Consider the following 18037-nt stretch of genomic DNA (forward strand, 5'->3'; position numbering starts at 1 on the left):
CTGTTCTCTTGGTTAGTCGAGAACGTCTGCTTTGTAGTGTAAATACGCGAGAATCACATCACCGTGGCACTCCTGCGGATAGCACCAGCAGGCCAGCGTCTTACCCTGTAGTGACTCCACAGCCTCGCGAAATGCGTCCTCTTGTAATCTGCTCCGAAACGCCTCACGATATTTTTCGACTGCCTCTTCCCGTGTGTGGTTCGCCATGGTAAACGGATTTCCAAGCCAGCCATCATCTCCAACCGGAGTGTTCAACAGATGCGAGTTTCCACCATTGGCCCGTCCGATATCGACATCGTATTCATCGGCATGCCGCTGATTGACAAGGGTCGTCTGAGGCTTACCTAACAGCGTTGTCTGTACAGTGTGTTCGTGGGCCATGCTGAGACAAAGTCACGCAAACCATTTTAATTCAGTAGTTCCCGGTATGGCTATTTATATTCAAATAGACACAGTGTCAAAAATCGCCCACCTGGAAAGGACGTACGACTGGGAGTCGCTATTCTTGGGTTGCGCGCTTGAAGAATGCGATAGCAGCACCAAGGAGCGTCATGTTCTGGAGGAACGACATCAGCTCCTCGTCACGGGATTCCTCGTCAACTGCCCAGAAGTCGTGCATGACTGGCGTAACCCCAGCAAAGAACGTCGCAACGCTTGCTGCTGCGAGCTTCGGAAGCTTCCAGACGCCAATGCCAAGACTCCCACCGAGAAGAAGGCCACTTGCAGCAGGCACTAGCTTCTCGGCGAGTGGAACACCCTTGGCATCGGCATAGGCGATACGTCCCTCGAGGTTCCTGAGATTCAGGAATGCGAGGACTGCGAGTCCGCCGCCAAAGAGAAGGCGGCCAAGACGTGACGGTGGTTCGGTATCCGTCGAATTCGATGAAGACATCAGATAAAATTGGCTGAGGAGATGGATAAGGCCGTTCTTCACCAACCGGCTTGCCGCTACTCAGTCGCCAGACAAAATCCCAAAGTTGTGAAATACTCCTTAGTTACTTGAGCTCTAGATCGTGACGCCCAACGACCGACGCTTTTCTCGTCGGTCGTTAGTCTGTCCAACGGCCCTCTCGTGATCTCTTATAGAGAACGCCCGCTGGTCCAACGCGGCCGGCTCATCAACACGCGCACGGAAGCCGAGGCGAGAGAAAAGTAGCCGGAGAGCGGTTCTCTCGTCGCTTGAACAGACGAAATGTACTCTCTCTCCTGACGACGTCGACAACAAACGCAGCGGTGCTCACACAGCGATGACCTCCCGTCGCAACTCAATCCGCCGACTCAAGGAACCACCATCTCTTCGACGAACCGCGCGTACTCATCGACAACCCACTCACCACGTCCGGTGAGCGTGTATTCCTTGTATCGCTTGTCCGTAGCTTTCGTTTGCTTGCTGACCAATCCCGCATCGACCAACCGATCAAGACTTGGATAGAGTCGGCCGTGGTTGATTGGTTCGGGGTAGAGCGCCTCAAGCGCCGATTGCAAAACCGCCCCATCTGTAACATCGAAGCGATAGATCAGACACAAGAGATACGCTTGAAAAGCCGTCAGATCAGTCGGAAGATTGTAAGCCTCGAAGTCGATCTCGTGGCTACCGTCTTTCCGTGCGTCCGAATCAGCCATATTTCAGTCTTCCAGCGTCGGCGCGTATAATCACATAGGTTCAGGAGACACCCATATTGAGTCGAGAGACCGTCGAGCGTGCTCTGCCAGCGGAGGCGTGTCGAGCGCGCTGTCCACTCTCCCGTCGCTATCGGTTCGCGTGCTTCTCAAGAAACGTCTCAACAAGGTCGCCGTCCGGAGCATACTCGATCTCCGACTCAAGGTTCAACAGCACTTTCGCAGCGAGAATGTAGGCCTCCTCCGTCGAAATCCCGTACATCTTCCCCAGCTCTTTCATGCTCCCGTGAACCCCCTCAGGAATATCTGCATTGGGTCTCTCAAGAAAAGAGTCCCTCTTACGAGTGACAGACTCTGCCATCCAACGGTTCAAGTATGTACAAACCAAGGGAAGTTGTGACACAAACTGTTGCAATCCTTGGAGGAGGGATTGGTGGCCTAAGCGCCGCTCACGAACTTATTGAGCGAGGGTTCGAGGTGACCGTCTACGAAGCAAAGAGTCGCTTCGGTGGGAAAGCACGAAGTATTCCCATATCGGACGAGACTCAGGTTCTCGGTGAACACGGCTTTCGATTCTTCCCGGGCTTTTACAGGCACGTCACGGACACGATGAGCCGTATCCCGTACGGAGACCACCACACAGTTGCCGACAATCTTGTGCCAACCTCCCAGTCGCTCATGGCACGAATGACTGGAGAGGAAGCAGTCGCCTCTACGAAAACACCAGAGACGCTCGACGAATGGGCAGAGACGCTTCGGCCTGGCAACTCTTCGAATTCGCTCTCGGGAACTGAAGCACGGTTCTTCGCAGAACGGATGTTGACGCTTCTCACGAGTTGTGACAAACGACGTGAGAGCGAACTTGAGAACATCTCATGGTGGGACTACATCGAGGCAGAGCGGATGTCCGAACCGTACCAGCAACTTGCAGCGGTAACGCAGTTGCTTGTCGCGCTTCGTCCCCAAGATGGGAGTGCTCGAACCTTCGGGCAGATTTACCTTCAGCTCATCCGAGGACAACTAGACCCCTCAATGGAGGCCGAGAAAATACTCAACGGTCCGACGAGCAAAGCATGGATTGAACCGTGGGTCACGTACCTCCAAGACAGGGGTGTCGAATTCGTCCACGATGCTCAAGTCACTGCCATCAACTGTACACGAGAGCGTGTCACTAGTGTCACCGTCGACAAAGTGGGCTCCACGGAAGAAGTGCAGACTGATTACTACGTGGCTGCGCTGCCAGTCGAAGTGATGGTTGAGTTGTTAACTGAAAAGCTCCGTCGTGGAGCGCCATCGCTCGCGCGTCTCGATCGAATCGACACCGGTTGGATGAGCGGGATTCAGTTCTACCTCTCTGAAGACACCCCACTTGTCCACGGCCACCAACTCTACTTGGACTCTCCATGGGCACTCACATCGATTTCACAGCAACAGTTCTGGGAGGAGTACACCCTCTCCGGGGAGAGCGATGGAACCATTGAGGGCGTCCTCTCAGTCATCATCTCTGACTGGGACAAGCCTGGAATGCTCTACGATAAGCCAGCGCGTGACTGCACTCCTGACGAAATCAAAGCCGAAACGTGGGCACAACTGAAAGCCCATCTCAATCGGAACGGGACTGAGCGCCTCTCGGACGACGTCCTTGTCGAGTCGTTCCTCAACCCAGCTATCGAAGAGACGGATACAGGTGTCGTCAATCGCGAGCCGCTTCTCGTGAACACCGCTGGGTCGCTTCGCTACCGACCGAGTGCAGCCACCAAGTTAGAGAACTTCGTCTTGGCGTCTGATTACGTTCGAACCAATACCGATCTCGCGAGCATGGAAAGTGCAAACGAGGCCGCCCGTCGTGCGGTCAATGCAATTCTGAAGCGCAGCGGTGCACAAGCACCGTACTGCAAAATCTGGGAGTTAGAAGAGCCACGAATCTTCAAGCCGCTCAAAGCACAGGACGCAATCCGCTACCAACTTGGTCTTCCTCATCCCGGTGAGACGTTCAAGGGGATCTCGACACCGAGTCGAATGTTGAGCCTCCGTAGTCGGTGACTCTTCGGGTTGTAACACTACGAAATCTCTTCTAACTCGAGTTGATCAATGAGCTCTTCTGGCGACCCGCTTGCTCCTGTGATGTGGTGCTTTCGCCAAGTGAGCGTTCCTCGTTCAATCTGATAGGGTCGCGGTGACGTCACTGCTTCTTGATCCCACTCTGTTGATCCAGGCTTCGGGTAGTTCGTGAGTCGATACCACATAATCTGGTCGTCGGGATTCCATCCAACGCGTGACCACGTCGCTGGTTCGAGTGGGAGACCCGGATCTGTTATCGCTGGCGGGAATGCATGGGGGTCGTCCGAGATTGTCTCTCGCTGGGCTGGACTCCCAAGAGCTTCTAGCTCGTCACGAATCGTCGACCCAATTCGCTGTGGAAGTGTAAGCGAGTCCCGAGGCATATCGAATATCGTTGGCGTACTCTTCTCGAACCGACCGAAGACCAATGTCGGTTCGGAGACTTCCATCGTCATGTACGGCGTGTGGGTCGACCGTGAGCGGTCTTCCGGGAATTTGAGAGTCCCCCATTTACCAGCGACCGACCCGTCTTCGGTTCGCCATCTGATTCGCGGTTCACCTATGTTGTTCCTGCAATGAGCTTCGAGTTCGAAGACGTGGGTGTGCCCCGTTGGATCCTCGAACTGGAATTGATAGTCGTACGAAGATTCAGTATCCATGAGTGGGTGGCGTTAGATTAGTCGCGGATTTGGCGTCGAATCGGAAATGGTTTGCTTAACTCTCGGCGGCGAAATTGCAATCAAGTCGTCACTGTGGCATTTGCATTGGCATGACTTTCTCCAAAAGGGTGCTACTCGCCGATCGAAACGAGTGAACCAATTGCTCCAAGGGTTTCTTCGAGTCCCTCATGTAGGCTTCGTGGAGATCAATCGCCCACTCGACGATTTCGGGGTCTGAGCAGTAGACGGTGCCAGAAACCTCGGTGGCATCACTAACACTCTTGGGACCAGCAACAACCCAATCCTCGTCGACAATTAGCAACCCAACCGGCAGCTCTCCCGGGTAGAGTTGCCAATGAACGTTCTCTGCACCAAGCCCTTGTTTGACGTGTTCTGCTCCTTCTGCGACGGTCGGCATCTCATCGAGCGCAGTTGCAGGGCTGATCACATCCATTCGAGTCTCGGAGCGCATGAGCGGGTTGAATGCTTTCGAGATTTCGAGATCGAAGTACGAGGAGAACGTCCGTATATGATCAACCTCTGTCTCATCGAGTGAGTCGAGGAACGTGACCAACTTATTGCGCTGTGTGAACGGGTTCTTTGGGTTCCCAGTGACCATCTCTTCACCATCGAGAGCACTCACAGGAAGCTCAGCGCACTCCACACCAAGGTTCTGCAAGCAGGAAGTCTTGTCCAGTATCTGTTCGAAGGCGTGGAGTAGGCCGTCGTACGTTTCGAGGACTGTCTCCCCATGTGAGGTCACGGTATAGTCCCCACATGTGGTTCGGGTAACGAGTCCGTATGTCTCCGCGGTACCAATCGTCCGACCAACGGTCGACCGAGAGGGGAGGTTCTGGCGAGACGCAAGCTCTCCTTTTCGGGCGGGGTGTTCACGTAGAGAACGCAGTATCGTCACTCGATTCTGTGACGTCACAAGGAACTGAAGTCTCTCTTCTCCAATCGTACCTGCTGCGTTGGTGTACTGCTGCAGTGCGATTGCACCAGCGCCAGTCAGGCGATAGCCATCCTCGGTGGAGGTGATGAAACCGAGCTCAGTAAACTCGCTAATCAGCTGATTGATTGTCTTTCGAGTGGTGTCGAACTCCACTGCAAGATCCACCTGTGATTCGCTGTCCTCACGAAGCGTTCGAAAGACAGCTGCTACCGGGACCGTGTCCGGATTCTGGGCAGCTGTAAAACATGTCACAAGTTCCCGAGCGTTCATTATTCGTTCGTACTCCGTACTCCCTTTAGTATTTCCTTGTAATTTAAGCAACAAATTCTGTCACGGGGCGTAACAGGTGTGTACGGCGGTGGCTACAAACTCATTCTCCTGTTTGTGGAACGTATGCAGGAGAGGCTGAATCGAGGTGTCTTGCAAGTCCTCTTGAGTCCCACAAGAGACCTGAGAGGATACCAAGCACCCGTCAGCGACCGCCTTCGCCTGCATATGGGTCGTGTCCCCCTGACCGCTCCCCTCCTTCGAGAAGCAGACCCCAAAACAGCATGACCCGAAATACCGATTCAACCACTTCCGATTCCGCAGACGAGACAGTACTCACAGCCAATTTGCAGACCGGTTCAGACCCTTCGCCTTTCAATCGCGTTCGGCGACGACTCTCCAACTGTGTCGCACGCGTGAAATCGCATCGGAGCGACGTCCTCATCGGGTTGACCAGTTCGGTTATCCTTCTGACCCTTCCCGCACCTGCCGCTGCACAATCACAGGTGGGCAGTGGAATCTGTGGAACGCCTCTCGCAGAGACAATCAATCAGGCAGCCCCACTCGTCGTGGGAACGCTCATGATTGGAGCGGCGATTCTGTCGTACATCCTCCATACTGCAGCTGGCTTCCCAAAGGACCCTCAAACAGTCCAAGCGCTCAAAGATTGGCGTAATCGGGCTGGCATGAGTTCCATCACGACGCCACTGTTCGCCGTCGTCATCGAGATGTTCATCGGGTTTACTGGAACGTCCGTCGCGAACTGTGTCAGTATCGTCCCCTTCTTCTGAGGAGACACTACGCTGACGTTCTTCCTTCCATGACACACAACTCACGTCTCTTAGTGGTGATTGCACTGATACTCGTCACGAGCGCCGGGTTCGTTCCCGTTCTCGCCGTCGCGGATGCCCCGACGAGTCCAAGCCAACTCGAGACACCAGGCGAACCAACGCCCAGTGGTGACGGACAAAGCGGCGACAGCAACGAAGAAGCAGGCTACTGTAGCGGTATCGACCCCGTGAGTGGGCAGGTCTGTAACGGCGTCGTTGATGCAGCTCGCGCTATCGCACACGGGTATCTTGAATTCGCTCGCGACGTCGCCGAGTGGTCGGTCGAGTTCCTCGTCTCTCGGCCTGTTCCGCTCGACGATGGCAAGATGGAGCTCGTCGATCGACCGACGAACGCGCCGATGGGGACCGCCTACGATATGTGGTTCACTAAGGGCCTTCCAATCGGCCTCGCCCTGTGGGGTTTCGCGATGGTCGTACTTCGACTCACGACGATTCTCCCAGGTGGCTCCGCTGCAGCGCACCAAAGGAAGACGCTGCGACAAAAGGGGTGGTTTGGCTTGTTCTTCATCCTCGCATCGTGGATCTGGGCCGCCGTCATCTTGCATCTCTCACAGGGGATGATTCTCGCCGTCGCCCCCGATGGGGCCGACCTCGTTGCTGACCTCGGATCGATTGGCGGGAACAACGCCGCCGCCGGACTGGGCATCATCCTCGTGTGGTTGTCCTCGGGCGTGCTGTTCCTCTTGATTGCGCTCGTCTTTGGCCTCTCGTGGGTGTCTGTGTTCATCTTCGCCCCGGCACTCCCGATCTTCATTGCCCTCTCCTTGGTCGATTTCGGTCCACTCAGTATCGTCTCGAAGGTTGGCCAAATTGGGCGGGATCTGTTCGTCACCGTCTCGTTCTTGCCCTTCCCGACAGCACTCGTCTTGGGCTTCGGCTATCCAATTATCAACGCCGCTCGAAGTGCCATGCCCGGCCCGACATCCATCGTCCCGGGACTCGGTGTCTATGCACTGTTGACGCTGTGTCTGTGGGTGATTGCGCTGTTGTCGCCGATCATGTTGTTCATCGGGATGCGTTCGATGCGGCCGTTCTCGTCGATGGCAGCCGGTTTTCTCGGTGCGGTGTCGGCGACGAGTCTCGCAAGTGCGTCGAACAAGGTCGGAAAAGCCGGACGTGCGGCGACGAACGCAGCCAGTTCAGCTGCCTCCAGTTCACGTGTGGACCCAGTGCAGGGCTCGCCGTTCTCCAGCGACAATACGGGTTCGACCGGTGCTGTTGGAGCGACCGGAACGAGTGCGGCTGGCGCACTGGGGAGTCCCTCAGGTGGGCTTGCTCGGAGTGGTAACTCGGCGACGACGAGTCTTGGAGCATCGAGTACCTCAAGTTCGTCTGGTACGTCAAAGAACTCGAAGCACTCTACCACATCTGAAGACCCGATTCACGCACGCAGTGACATCGAAGAAATCAGCAGTAGTCAGCAACTCTCTACAAGTCAAAACTATCTAGCTGGTTACTTCGACAGCAGGGGAGAATTCACTGATGTTGGACGCGGTGCAACCTTCACCCGTGATTGGAGTTTAAACCGAGGCTACGACCGGTTTGACGATGCTTACGCAGACCAAACGATCGTTCTGAGAGGTGCCGACGACGAACAGTTCTACGATGTGAGAGAGGCTGTCAAGAGCGAGCGATACGGTGGCCCGTACTCGTACGCACAGCAGACGGCTGAGAGTCGAGAAACAGTCTTCAACACGCGGGGGCAGAACGAATGAGCCATCGCGACCCATCACGACGAATCCTCGATGAATTTGGGGCGAGTGACGAAATTTTCGGCATCGAGATCGACTACAGCCTCAATGACCTGAAGTTGTTCATCCCTGCTGGGATTGTCTGTGGGTTTATCCTCCTTGCAACACCGCAATGGTTGAACATTGGTGCCCTCCTCGCAACGATTGGCATCCTGCTGTTGACCGCGGCCTTCGTTTTCGTTACGCCATCTCACAAATCGCCACAGCAGTGGTTAGCGGACATGATTATGTTTTCACGAGCAGCACACACCAAAACCGCAGTCGCTGAAACGCCCGCCAAACAGACCGACTCGCTCACACAGGTCGAGCGATTTCTGCCCATTTCGGGTCTTGTTGAACGCACCGATGGCGATCTCGTCGCCGCGCTTCGAGTGAGTCCAGCGAACCTCTCACTCGCGACCGACGAAGAGTGGGAATCGATGGCCAACTCCTTCGGCAGTGTGCTGAACGCACTGGACTTCGACCTACAGATCCATTCGACGGCCCGCCCCGTTGAGCCTGAGCGCATTGCGTCCGGGTATCGCGAACGGCTGGACGATCCCGACGTCGTCGAGAATCCTGCTCTCGGCGACATCATCCGTGTCTACCAAGAGAAGTTCCCCGCAGAGTTCGAGAGCCGTGGAACCTGTGTTCGTGAGTATCACATCCTCATCCCGGTCAGTATCCGCGAAGTACAGCTCGCTGACCGGGGTGCACTCGCGAAGCTCTGTGACCTCCCGATGATTGGCGGATGCATTCGAGTCCTTGGGGCTGAGAGTACCCAGCTCACGTACGAGGAGATCCGCGAGCGACAGAAAGAGGAACTGGAGCGTCGCCTTCGGGCAGTTGAGAGCGGGATTCGTGACCTCGAAGGCTGTGACGCAGAGCGTGTCTCAGCCGACGAGCTCTCCGCACTGCTCGAAGAGTACTGGAGTGGCGAACGAACACACTACGGGCCGAGTGCCGGACAACGCAACGAGCGCGTTCGCTCGGTTCCCGTGGTGACCGGTGACGACTCTGGGAGGTTCTGAAGATGCTCAAGACACTCATCGAGCGGTTCACCAATCTCGAATCGAACGACACTGGTACGGACAACCACAACCAAGTGCACGCACAGAACGTCGCACCGTCGAGTATCAAGCTCGAATCCGATATCACACAGACGGGTGAGCGCTGGGCGAAGACACTGTTCTTTGCCGATTTCCCGGCAGCGGCGACGCCCGGCCTGCTCGATATGCTGACCACACACCCGAGTGCCGACATTGACATTTCGATTCATGCGAATCCACGTGAGTCAGAGCAAGCCATCAAGCAGTTCGAACGCGCGATTACAGATCTCGATGCAACCAGACGAGAGAAAGAACAGCGTGGTGGGGCCTCTCTCGGTGCAACCCAACGCCGACTCCAGGACCACAAAGAGGTCCTTGCCCAACTCACAGACGGCTCACAGCGGGTCTTCGAAGTCGCCGTCTATCTCACGATCCGCGGCAACACGAAGAAAGCGGTCCAAGAGACGACGAACCGTCTGCAATCGGAGTTGATGAAAAAGCGGCTCGTCACAAAGTCCGTCGACTACACACAGGACGAGGGGCTCGTGAGTAACAGTCCGATTGCGAAGGACACGCTCGAACAGACGACGCCGATGTTGGGGAAAGCCGCGGGCGCACTCTTTCCGTTCTCTGCGAGTACCCTCATCGAAGAGAGTGGCGTGCTTGTCGGGTATCACGCGACGACCGATGCCCCGGTCGTCATGGACCGCTTCGACCGAGAGAACGGCTACAACATCCTCACCGCCGCGAAGATTGGCTCGGGGAAATCGTTCGGGACGAAGCTATTGAACCTGCGGCAACTCGCAAAGGACCCCGATACGATCCTCATCATGATCGACCCGCTGGAGGGCTTCCGCAGTCTCTCTGATGCCCTCGATGGTGAGCACATCGTGGTTGGCGGGACCCGAGGATTGAACCCACTCGAAATCAAGCAGACACCAACACACGTGCTGCGAGACGCTCCCGACATCGACCCCTTCAGCCAGCGTTTCAGCAGCGTCATGGGCTTCTTTGACACGTTCTTTGCCCACGTCGGCAACGGCCTCGACAAGAAAGAGCGTGCTGTCCTCGGCACGACTGTTCGAGAAGCCTACCGCCGCAACGGAATCACAGCAGACCCCTCGACACACGGCAATGCGAGTCCGACGATTCGCGATGTGATCGGCATCCTCGCCGAGATTGCAGACGACGCTGCAGGGTTCCTCGATTCGGTCGATACCGAGGCGGACGACCCAACCGAACTGGAAGTCGAGAAGTGGCAAGAACGCGCTGCCGACCTCCGGATGGCGATGCGCCCATTCATGGGCAACGGCGAGTTCTCGAATCTCGCTGGTGAGACAGAGGTCAACATCTCCGATGAGAAGGTCGTCTACCTGGACCTCCAGCAAGGCGAGGCCGACCGTGAGATCGCGTTGATGATGCAGTTACTTTTCGACAACGTCTACCAGCGAGCCAAAGAGACGGACAAGCGCGTCATTCTCGCCGTCGACGAGGCACATTACCTCATGGAACACGAGGGAAGTCTCCAGTGGCTCGACCGTGCCACACGGCACTCTCGGCACTACGACTTGAGCATCCATCTCGTGACGCAGGAGCTCAAGGACTTCTTCATTCACCCCCGAGCGGAGACCATCGCGAACAACTGCTCGATGAAGATTCTCTATCGACTTCCTGGGCTCTCCGAGGAGAATCGGGCGAAGCTCGGGTTAACCTCTCGCGAGGCAGAGTTCATTCGCAATGCGAAGCCGGGTGATCGAGACCGAGGGTACAGCCATGCACTTGTCTCAGTTGAGGATGAGGGAACGTACCCAGTCAAAGTGACCGCACTCGAGGAAGAAGCACAGCTAATCGAGACGTCTGCAGAGCAGGGTTCGTCGAACGAATACTAGCTATGAGAGACGCCACTCCCCAGCCGGACTATGATCCAGCCGATGCCCATCACAAGGCTCTCGGTCGTGAGAGTAGCCATTGTGAGGCTTGTGGGAGTGAAGTGGATGGGAACAACTCTGAATCGTATTTGATTGCTCTACTCAACGAGAACGTCTTCACCCCCGAGAATCACGTCGTGCTCTGTCGCCGCTGTGAAAAACGCGATGAGTGGCGTGAGGCCGTCCGAAAGAAGCGTGCAGCAGAGCAACCACAACCCCCCACTTCACTACGCGGAAAGATCCGAAACCTGCTCAACGCAATCAAAGACTACGTAACCGACTCGACGGCACGCTTCCTCTTTGCGCGTCGCCTCGGCGTCCTTGGAGTACTTCTCGTCGGCGTACTCCTGTTCATCCCGCTGATCGCGGCCATCGCCGGCGCGTTATTTGTCTCTCCAGACACGGGCATGCAGTGGTTCAGCCAGTCGATTACAACGATTACCGCCGTAAGCAACACGCCGCTAAACACACTCGCCTGGATATTCACCGGTCTGTTCGGAGTCATATACTTCGCCCACGTCGCCGAGAGAGAACGCAACGACCCCACAGGCTGGGCTGGCGAGTGGAACCCCCCGAAGTGGTACGCACTTGCCGTCTACTCTGCCATCGGCCTGTACGGGGCGGTTATGCTCATCCTCGTCGCCGTCGAGAGCGCTCCAGTCGGTCGACGCTTCGGCGCTCGAATTTTCTGGCTTGTCGGCTCACTGGGCATCGCCTACCAGATCAAAGACGCACTGCGCTTGGACCTCGTTCGAATGGTCTGGAAGCCCCGACGTGAACTCTGGGAGTTCCCCACTCGATACGGGTTCGTCCTTGCGCTGACCTCGTTCGCCGTCGGGCCCCCCGCCTCGCTTCCGACGTTTCTCACACCACTCCTTGCGACGCTGACGCCGACCGTGAGTACCGCCTACATCATCGCTCGACTCCCCCACGATCGGGTGTTTCGAGACAAGTGTATCGCCGCCCAAGACCGCCTGCTCGAACTCCTTCGCATTCGCGACAATGACGACAACTAATCCACTCCGACAGCCGCATCGCTCCACAAACGACACCACCCAGCGAGGTATCCTCGAATGACCCGCGAGTATATCCGGGTCACGCCCACGTCGGAAACACTCCCAACCGCTCGGATTCCAACCGCCCTTGAGAGTCTGCACAAACTCACTGCCGAAGAGTCCTCGTTCACACAACGCCTGAACCCGCTGCACTCGACGACGCCGCCGACGTTCGAGTTCCTCGTCGTGAGCGAGGGTGCCGACGAACCAGTCGAGTTCTACTACGGCGCCGACACTCACCTCGACACACTCGAAGAACGCCTCACGCGGATCTACCCGTCGTCGTTCGACCTCTCACGAGAGTCGTTCGACGTCGAATCGAAACTCGTCGACGACGACACACCGCGCGACGATCTCTCACCACGCGGCGTGCGATGGCAGGGATCGAGTATGCGGAAAGACGACTGGATGATGCTGCTCACGCGGAACGACGCCGAACCGTTCGCAGACGACGACCTGTCACTCCCACTCGTTTCACTCGTCGACGAACTCGCCGACGTCGAGGCACCCACCGTCTTCCAAGTGTTATTCCAGCGGAAACCCGACTGGTCACCGACAGCCGAGAACCGCAAGCTCAACCTCCGAAACCAGACGGATACGTTGATGGACAAGGCCGTCGACGCCGTCTTCACCGACACACGAACGCTCGCCGAGAAAGAACAACATCTGAGCGACGGGGCCACCCAACGACTCGAGGAACTCAGTGCCAAGAACCCCCGCCGAACGTTCACGGTCAATCTCCGGGCGGTTGCTGTGCCCACAACCGACGTCGACGAGGAACCAGTCGACGCCCAACTCGACGACCTCATGACGGTCTTCGATTCGATTGGTGGGGAGTTCTACGAAGTCGAGCGCGAACGCCTGCGAGCGAATCGACACCGGGCGTCGTCGAAACGGAAGCACGCCCTCGCTGTGTTCGACCAACTTCTCGATCGAGAGCTCGTGACTGGTCGGGGGCGAACCACACCGGATTTCGTTTGTAATTCCCGCGAACTCGCGCAGTTCACCACCATTCCGTCGGGAAGCGAGTTGAGTGTTGAAGGCTCACGACGAACGCGCTCCGAACAAGAGAGTCGAAGCTCGCTACCACTCCCGCACCACGACCACATGGACAGTCTGCGCGAGGGAATGGCGATCGGTCACGCCGTCGACGAGAACGGCACGCCTCAAGACGACCCGGTGTGCATCCCGACGTCGTCGCTAGTCACACATTATCTCCGGGCGGCGACGACGGGCGGCGGGAAGTCGAAAGCACTGCTCAACGACATCCTCTCGGCGTCCGCCAACACCGATGGGCCGGTCATCGTGCTTGACCACAAGGGCGACGGACTCGCGGAGAACTACATGCGTGCCCACGGCCGGCGTTTCGGGATGGAGGACCTCGAGGAAAACGTCCTGCACTTCACCGTCCCGGATATCCTGCCCGGCTTCTCGTTTTTCGACCTCCGAGCAGACCTCTCGCGTGGCGTCCAACGGACGGACGCAATCAAGCGCAAAGCCGACCAGTACAAGCAGATTCTCGAACTCGTGATGGGGAAGGACTTGTTCAGACGCGCTGCGACCTCCCCAATCCTCATCGAGTCGCTCATCAAGGCGCTGTTCGACGAGGAGTACGGTCGTGAGAACGGCAGCTACCGCGAGAGTGAGGACTACTTCGGCCACGAACAACTCGAAAATGCCTCGGATCAACTCGCGGCTGCTGGCCCACCTGAACCGAACGAGGAGGCGCTCCCAAAGACGACCGACGTCGCCGCCCGCCGCGAGCTTCGACGGAAGGCCAACACCGATGCGAACACGTTCTCGACGATCCTCACGGGGCTGAACAATCGTCTCGCCTACGTCTCTCAGGACGCCAATCTCCGGCGCATCTTCAACAACACCGCTCGGCAGCTCGATTTCAATGACATCCTCGACAGTAACCAGGTCATCCTGTTCGACCTCGGGGGCCTGAGTGACGAGGCGGCGAAACTGCTGACCGGCCTCATCCTCGCGATGCTCGAAGACGCGCTCCGGACGCACGAGGACGACCTGACGCAACGCCCCGACGATTACGTAGTTAACCTCATGATTGACGAGGCTGCCTCTATGGCCGCCTCTGACGTTCTCAACAATATGCTCGAGAAAGGGCGGAGTTTCCGACTCTCGGTAGGACTAGCGATGCAGTTCCCCGAGCAGATGCAAGCCGAGGGTGGCCGACGCTTGTATCTCAACCTGCTCAACAACATCGGGACCTTGCTCGTCGGGAAGATCAACGTTGACCGCGAACTCGCGAACGCGATGGCCCACGAAGAGTTGGACCCTGAAGCGTTCGCCAATCGAATTCGGTCGTTGCCACGTGGTGAATGGATTGCTCAACTCCCGAGTCCGACGTTCGGCGAGACCGGGCCCTATCCGTTCAACGTCAAACCACTCCCGATTCCGGAGGGCCACCCAGAGAGTGAGTCGCCGCTCTCAGCACAGGAAGAACAGCGGTTCCAAGATGCGCTTGAGCATGTTCACGAGCGGACACAGCAGGAGTTCGGCGTCCCTCGAGACACCAGCCAGCCGACGGCGACGACGCCCGACGAACTTGGAGACCTACTCGATGTGCACACCGACGATCTGGACGTCGCCATCGCGAAGACCGTTCGGAGTGTGCAACTCCGTGAGGGCGTTCGTGACGACAACGAGTGGGTGAGTGTCGAGACAGTCGATGAGACACTTCGAGAGCTGTACGAGCGGGTTGAGGCCGAGCCACCGGCCTATGAGGAACTCACGGAGATTCGCAAACGGTCGCGACTACTCGACACCACGGTCGATATCGACGCCGACGAACTCATCGTCCGACTTACAGACGCCGGAGAAACAGCAGCCGAACCCGACACTGGTGACGTGCGATCTGCCGGTGGAAGTGACCACGACGATGCGCTCTTGGAGATCGAACAGGCGTTGTCGCCGCTGGGGTTCACCGTCTCGATTCTCACGCAAGATGGGAGTGAGCAACCGGACGCAAGAGCGACGCATCCGGACCTCGAAACACCGTTCGCGATCGAGGTCGAGACGACGACGCCAGAGTACCCAACGAAGGTGCTCACGAATCTCAAGAAGGCACAAGCAGAGAGCGCAGTTCCGCTGTTTGTCGTCCGAACAGGAGAGACAGAGGCTTACTGGGCTGAACGAATCGAGACTATCCTCTCACCGCCAGTTCGTGAACTTGCAAACGGTGAGACGCGGTTCTATACGCACGATGCACCGTTGACGTTCAACGGCGGTGCGACCGAACAGGGTGGCGTGACGGCCATCCGACCAGTGAACGGGAGCGACGACTCGAAGCGTTCTGTGTGGGTGAAGGATGGAGACGAAATTGTCCTTCAGGATGGAAGTAGCACAGAGCATCTGCGTGCCGCTGGATGGGACGAAGTCACCAAAGATCGCGTACCTGCAACCTACAGCTATGACCACCCAGTAGAGGAATATCTCGTCTTTGAGCGAGGGGAGATTCACACCTATGAGTCGAAAGCGGCGCTGGAGACTGACTGGGTGACAATCAAACAGCCGTTCATCCCAGCAGCGGAGTTGGCGAATCCGACATACGGCACAGACAGCTATGCAATCGTCATTCTGCGTGAGGACGATGAGCCGGTCGCCTATAGGGATGGTTCCACGAAGCCACTCGAAACACTCCTCAACACATCGTTTGGCTCCAGTAATGACCCACAGACAACTGCCTCTGGGGGAAGCGATGATGTAGCTTACCCGGATCTCGAGGCGGGTTGGAGAGACGATCCGAACATCGTCGCCGGGCAGTTTGCCAAGGAATGTCTGGTGGTCGATGAGGGGAACGAAGTCAAGTCAGCAGCTGTCTATGAGCGGTACAAAACGTGGGCTGAGAATCATAGTGCAACTGTCGATTCGAGGAGTTGGTTTGGCCGTCGTCTCAGTAATCAGATAGAATTTGAACGGGAGACGAAGCACCCAGATGGGGAGTCCACAGTCTACTATCTGGGCATTGCACTCCAAGATTCGGAGGGAACCCGATGAATCGCGATATCGTACGGTATAGCGCTTCTACATCGCTTGCACCGCATTCGGAGAGTGCATTACGGCAAACGCAATTTGCGATGCGGAGAAATCAGCAAAATCGCAAGACGTGGCGGTGTTCCACCCAATACCGCTATGCGGTATCAGAGACACCCGTTCAGGAAAATGCGGTATATGCGGTAGGACTGCGATATGGCGCTTCTATTTGCGGATTTGGCAATTCCGCATCGCAAAAACCAACTAGTATAGAGGGGGGTGAGGGCGTTGGAAGTGAGCGAAGCGAACAGCGGGGGATTTTTTCTGGCGCCAAAAGGGGCGCGGCTTCCAGAGGAGACACCCAATGACTGAGAAACCTACCGAGATGCTGACACAGGAATCGATACCCGAAGAATTAGTCGAACGATCCCAGTGGGTGTGTTGGCGACGGGAGCAACGCGACGGGAAAGCGACGAAGATTCCGGTGGTCCCAGGGGTGGGGTCGTTCGCCTCGTCGACGGACCCAGAAACGTGGGCTGAGTTCGAGACTGCCTGTGACTATCTCGAACGTGGCCGGGCCGATGGAATCGGCTTTGTGTTCACCGAGGAGGACCCGATCGTCGGCGTCGACCTCGACGACTGTCGTGATCCCGAAACGGGCGACGTCGACGACGATGCACAGGACATCATCACCCGACTGGATTCCTACACTGAAGTGTCGCCGTCGGGAACGGGGTATCACGTGCTGATCCAAGGGAGCTTGCCGGAGGGACGCAATCGACGTGGCAAAATGGAGTGTTACGACACAGCGCGATTCTTCACCGTCACCGGCGACCGAGTGACAGGGACACCAACAGCGGTGTCGCAGAGACAAGACGCCCTGGAAGCGATCCATCGTGAGTACATCGCCGAGGAGACGCCCGCACAAGCGACGGACACTCCTACGGATGTCACACAGCGAGATGAGACCACATCTAGCTGCTGTGTTGAATAGGGGTACGGCGTAGGGATCAGAGCGGATCACAGAGTTGTTCGATGTTGATGATGGCGAACATCAGGACGATTTCACGGAACTCTCGATACCAGGTTTGCGCTCGCACGGCATCGCCGAGCGAGCGCTTCACGGACGAATACGACGTTTCAGCCATCCAACGCTGGGTGTAGCCACGCTCTCGAATGAGCGCGTTGTTGCTGAGCGCGTTCGCAGACGATCCACGGTAGTGAATCAACGGTTCCACGCTGAGGCTGTAGAACTCGTATTCAGAGTGCCAATCCTGGAAGCCGTTATCAGCAGCGACTGTATGCAGGTCGTCCGCGTTCCGGCGGACGACCTGCGGCCCTGATTTCGTATCATGTGGCCACTGCGCGTGGCACTGCACGTCAAGAACAGCGAGTGACGCTGTATCGGTCAATGTCGTCACTTTCATCGTCTCAACCGTCTGGTTCGACCGATCGAGATAATGCGCAGAGGCGTGGCCTCGATCAAAAAACGTGCTGTCGAGAGCGGCGAATCCAGACTGCGGGTGTTGCTGCGCTGAAACGCGCAGCAACGCCCGCCACACCCACATCTTGAACCGATCGAACGACTTGTTCAGCGTCGTGTAATCTGGGACGTCGCTCCTGTTCAACTCAAGGACGTCCCGTATGTCACCCATGTACTTCAGCCGATTTGCGGTTTCTCGGAAGCTGTGCTCCTCTTCGAGCCGAAACCCGTGAATAACGACGTGCTTCCAGCGGGCGAACCCGCCGGTGGCGGGCTCGCCCGCGTGCTTTCCCAAGGCTTGTTTGGCTAGACGCTTGAACCACTCAACGAAGTCGAGGAGATCGACTTCCACCATACCCGACCTCCTCGGCTTCATCCTTACT

The 18037-nt window shown here is 57.0% G+C and carries 13 protein-coding genes and 1 pseudogene; 7 read left to right on the forward strand and 7 right to left on the reverse strand.

The window, feature by feature from the left end:
- Window positions 1-12: 12 nt before the first annotated feature.
- The 4 genes from EOHIBHHM_RS25845 to EOHIBHHM_RS25860 all read right to left on the reverse strand — a co-directional run bounded on the left by EOHIBHHM_RS25845 (window position 13) and on the right by EOHIBHHM_RS25860 (window position 1981).
- Window positions 13-381, reverse strand: coding sequence for a DUF4326 domain-containing protein (locus tag EOHIBHHM_RS25845; protein WP_497259060.1), 369 nt, complete (start codon window positions 379-381; stop codon window positions 13-15).
- A 118-nt stretch (window positions 382-499) separates the two neighbouring features.
- The gene (locus tag EOHIBHHM_RS25850) at window positions 500-892 is read right to left on the reverse strand and encodes a DoxX family protein (RefSeq protein WP_497259062.1); all 393 of its coding nucleotides are present in this window, start codon (window positions 890-892) and stop codon (window positions 500-502) included.
- A 386-nt stretch (window positions 893-1278) separates the two neighbouring features.
- Window positions 1279-1623 (reverse strand): helix-turn-helix transcriptional regulator, encoded by a 345-nt coding sequence (locus tag EOHIBHHM_RS25855; protein ID WP_497259064.1) that lies wholly within the window; start codon window positions 1621-1623, stop codon window positions 1279-1281.
- Between the two features lie 127 nt (window positions 1624-1750).
- Complete coding sequence (locus tag EOHIBHHM_RS25860) at window positions 1751-1981, reverse strand: hypothetical protein (protein WP_497259066.1); 231 nt, start codon at window positions 1979-1981, stop codon at window positions 1751-1753.
- 14 nt (window positions 1982-1995) lie between these two features.
- On the opposite strand from EOHIBHHM_RS25860, the gene EOHIBHHM_RS25865 reads away from it, so the two are divergent.
- Window positions 1996-3663, forward strand: coding sequence for a hydroxysqualene dehydroxylase (locus tag EOHIBHHM_RS25865; RefSeq protein WP_497259068.1), 1668 nt, complete (start codon window positions 1996-1998; stop codon window positions 3661-3663).
- A gap of 17 nt (window positions 3664-3680) precedes the next feature.
- Here the strand turns inward: EOHIBHHM_RS25865 and EOHIBHHM_RS25870 are convergent, their stop codons facing one another.
- Window positions 3681-4340, reverse strand: a complete 660-nt coding sequence (locus EOHIBHHM_RS25870; RefSeq protein WP_497259070.1) for a hypothetical protein — start codon at window positions 4338-4340, stop codon at window positions 3681-3683.
- An 88-nt stretch (window positions 4341-4428) separates the two neighbouring features.
- Entirely contained in the window at window positions 4429-5565 is a 1137-nt protein-coding gene (locus tag EOHIBHHM_RS25875) for a helix-turn-helix transcriptional regulator (protein ID WP_497259072.1), read from the reverse strand.
- Between the two features lie 817 nt (window positions 5566-6382).
- On the opposite strand from EOHIBHHM_RS25875, the gene EOHIBHHM_RS25880 reads away from it, so the two are divergent.
- From EOHIBHHM_RS25880 to EOHIBHHM_RS25905, 6 genes and pseudogenes are all read left to right on the forward strand, one after another.
- Window positions 6383-8128, forward strand: coding sequence for a TrbL/VirB6 family protein (locus EOHIBHHM_RS25880; RefSeq protein ID WP_497259074.1), 1746 nt, complete (start codon window positions 6383-6385; stop codon window positions 8126-8128).
- Entirely contained in the window at window positions 8125-9174 is a 1050-nt protein-coding gene (locus tag EOHIBHHM_RS25885; protein WP_497259076.1) for a TraC-like domain-containing protein, read from the forward strand. The genes EOHIBHHM_RS25880 and EOHIBHHM_RS25885 overlap by 4 nt, the downstream gene beginning before the upstream one ends.
- A 2-nt stretch (window positions 9175-9176) precedes the next feature.
- Window positions 9177-11081: a VirB4 family type IV secretion system protein gene (locus tag EOHIBHHM_RS25890; RefSeq protein WP_497259078.1), complete on the forward strand. Its 1905-nt coding sequence runs from the start codon at window positions 9177-9179 to the stop codon at window positions 11079-11081.
- A 2-nt stretch (window positions 11082-11083) separates the two neighbouring features.
- Window positions 11084-12136, forward strand: coding sequence for a hypothetical protein (locus EOHIBHHM_RS25895; protein WP_497259080.1), 1053 nt, complete (start codon window positions 11084-11086; stop codon window positions 12134-12136).
- Between the two features lie 57 nt (window positions 12137-12193).
- A complete protein-coding gene (locus EOHIBHHM_RS25900; RefSeq protein ID WP_497259082.1) occupies window positions 12194-16195 on the forward strand; it encodes an ATP-binding protein in 4002 nt (1333 codons plus the stop codon).
- Window positions 16196-16535: 340 nt separating this feature from the next.
- Window positions 16536-17162: pseudogene (locus EOHIBHHM_RS25905) on the forward strand (phage NrS-1 polymerase family protein); the annotation flags it as partial.
- A gap of 19 nt (window positions 17163-17181) precedes the next feature.
- On the opposite strand, the gene EOHIBHHM_RS25910 reads toward EOHIBHHM_RS25905, so the two are convergent.
- The gene (locus EOHIBHHM_RS25910; RefSeq protein WP_497256876.1) at window positions 17182-18006 is read right to left on the reverse strand and encodes an IS5 family transposase; all 825 of its coding nucleotides are present in this window, start codon (window positions 18004-18006) and stop codon (window positions 17182-17184) included.
- Window positions 18007-18037 lie beyond the last annotated feature (31 nt).

The sequence above is a fragment of the Halogranum roseipondis genome, assembly GCF_059695585.1.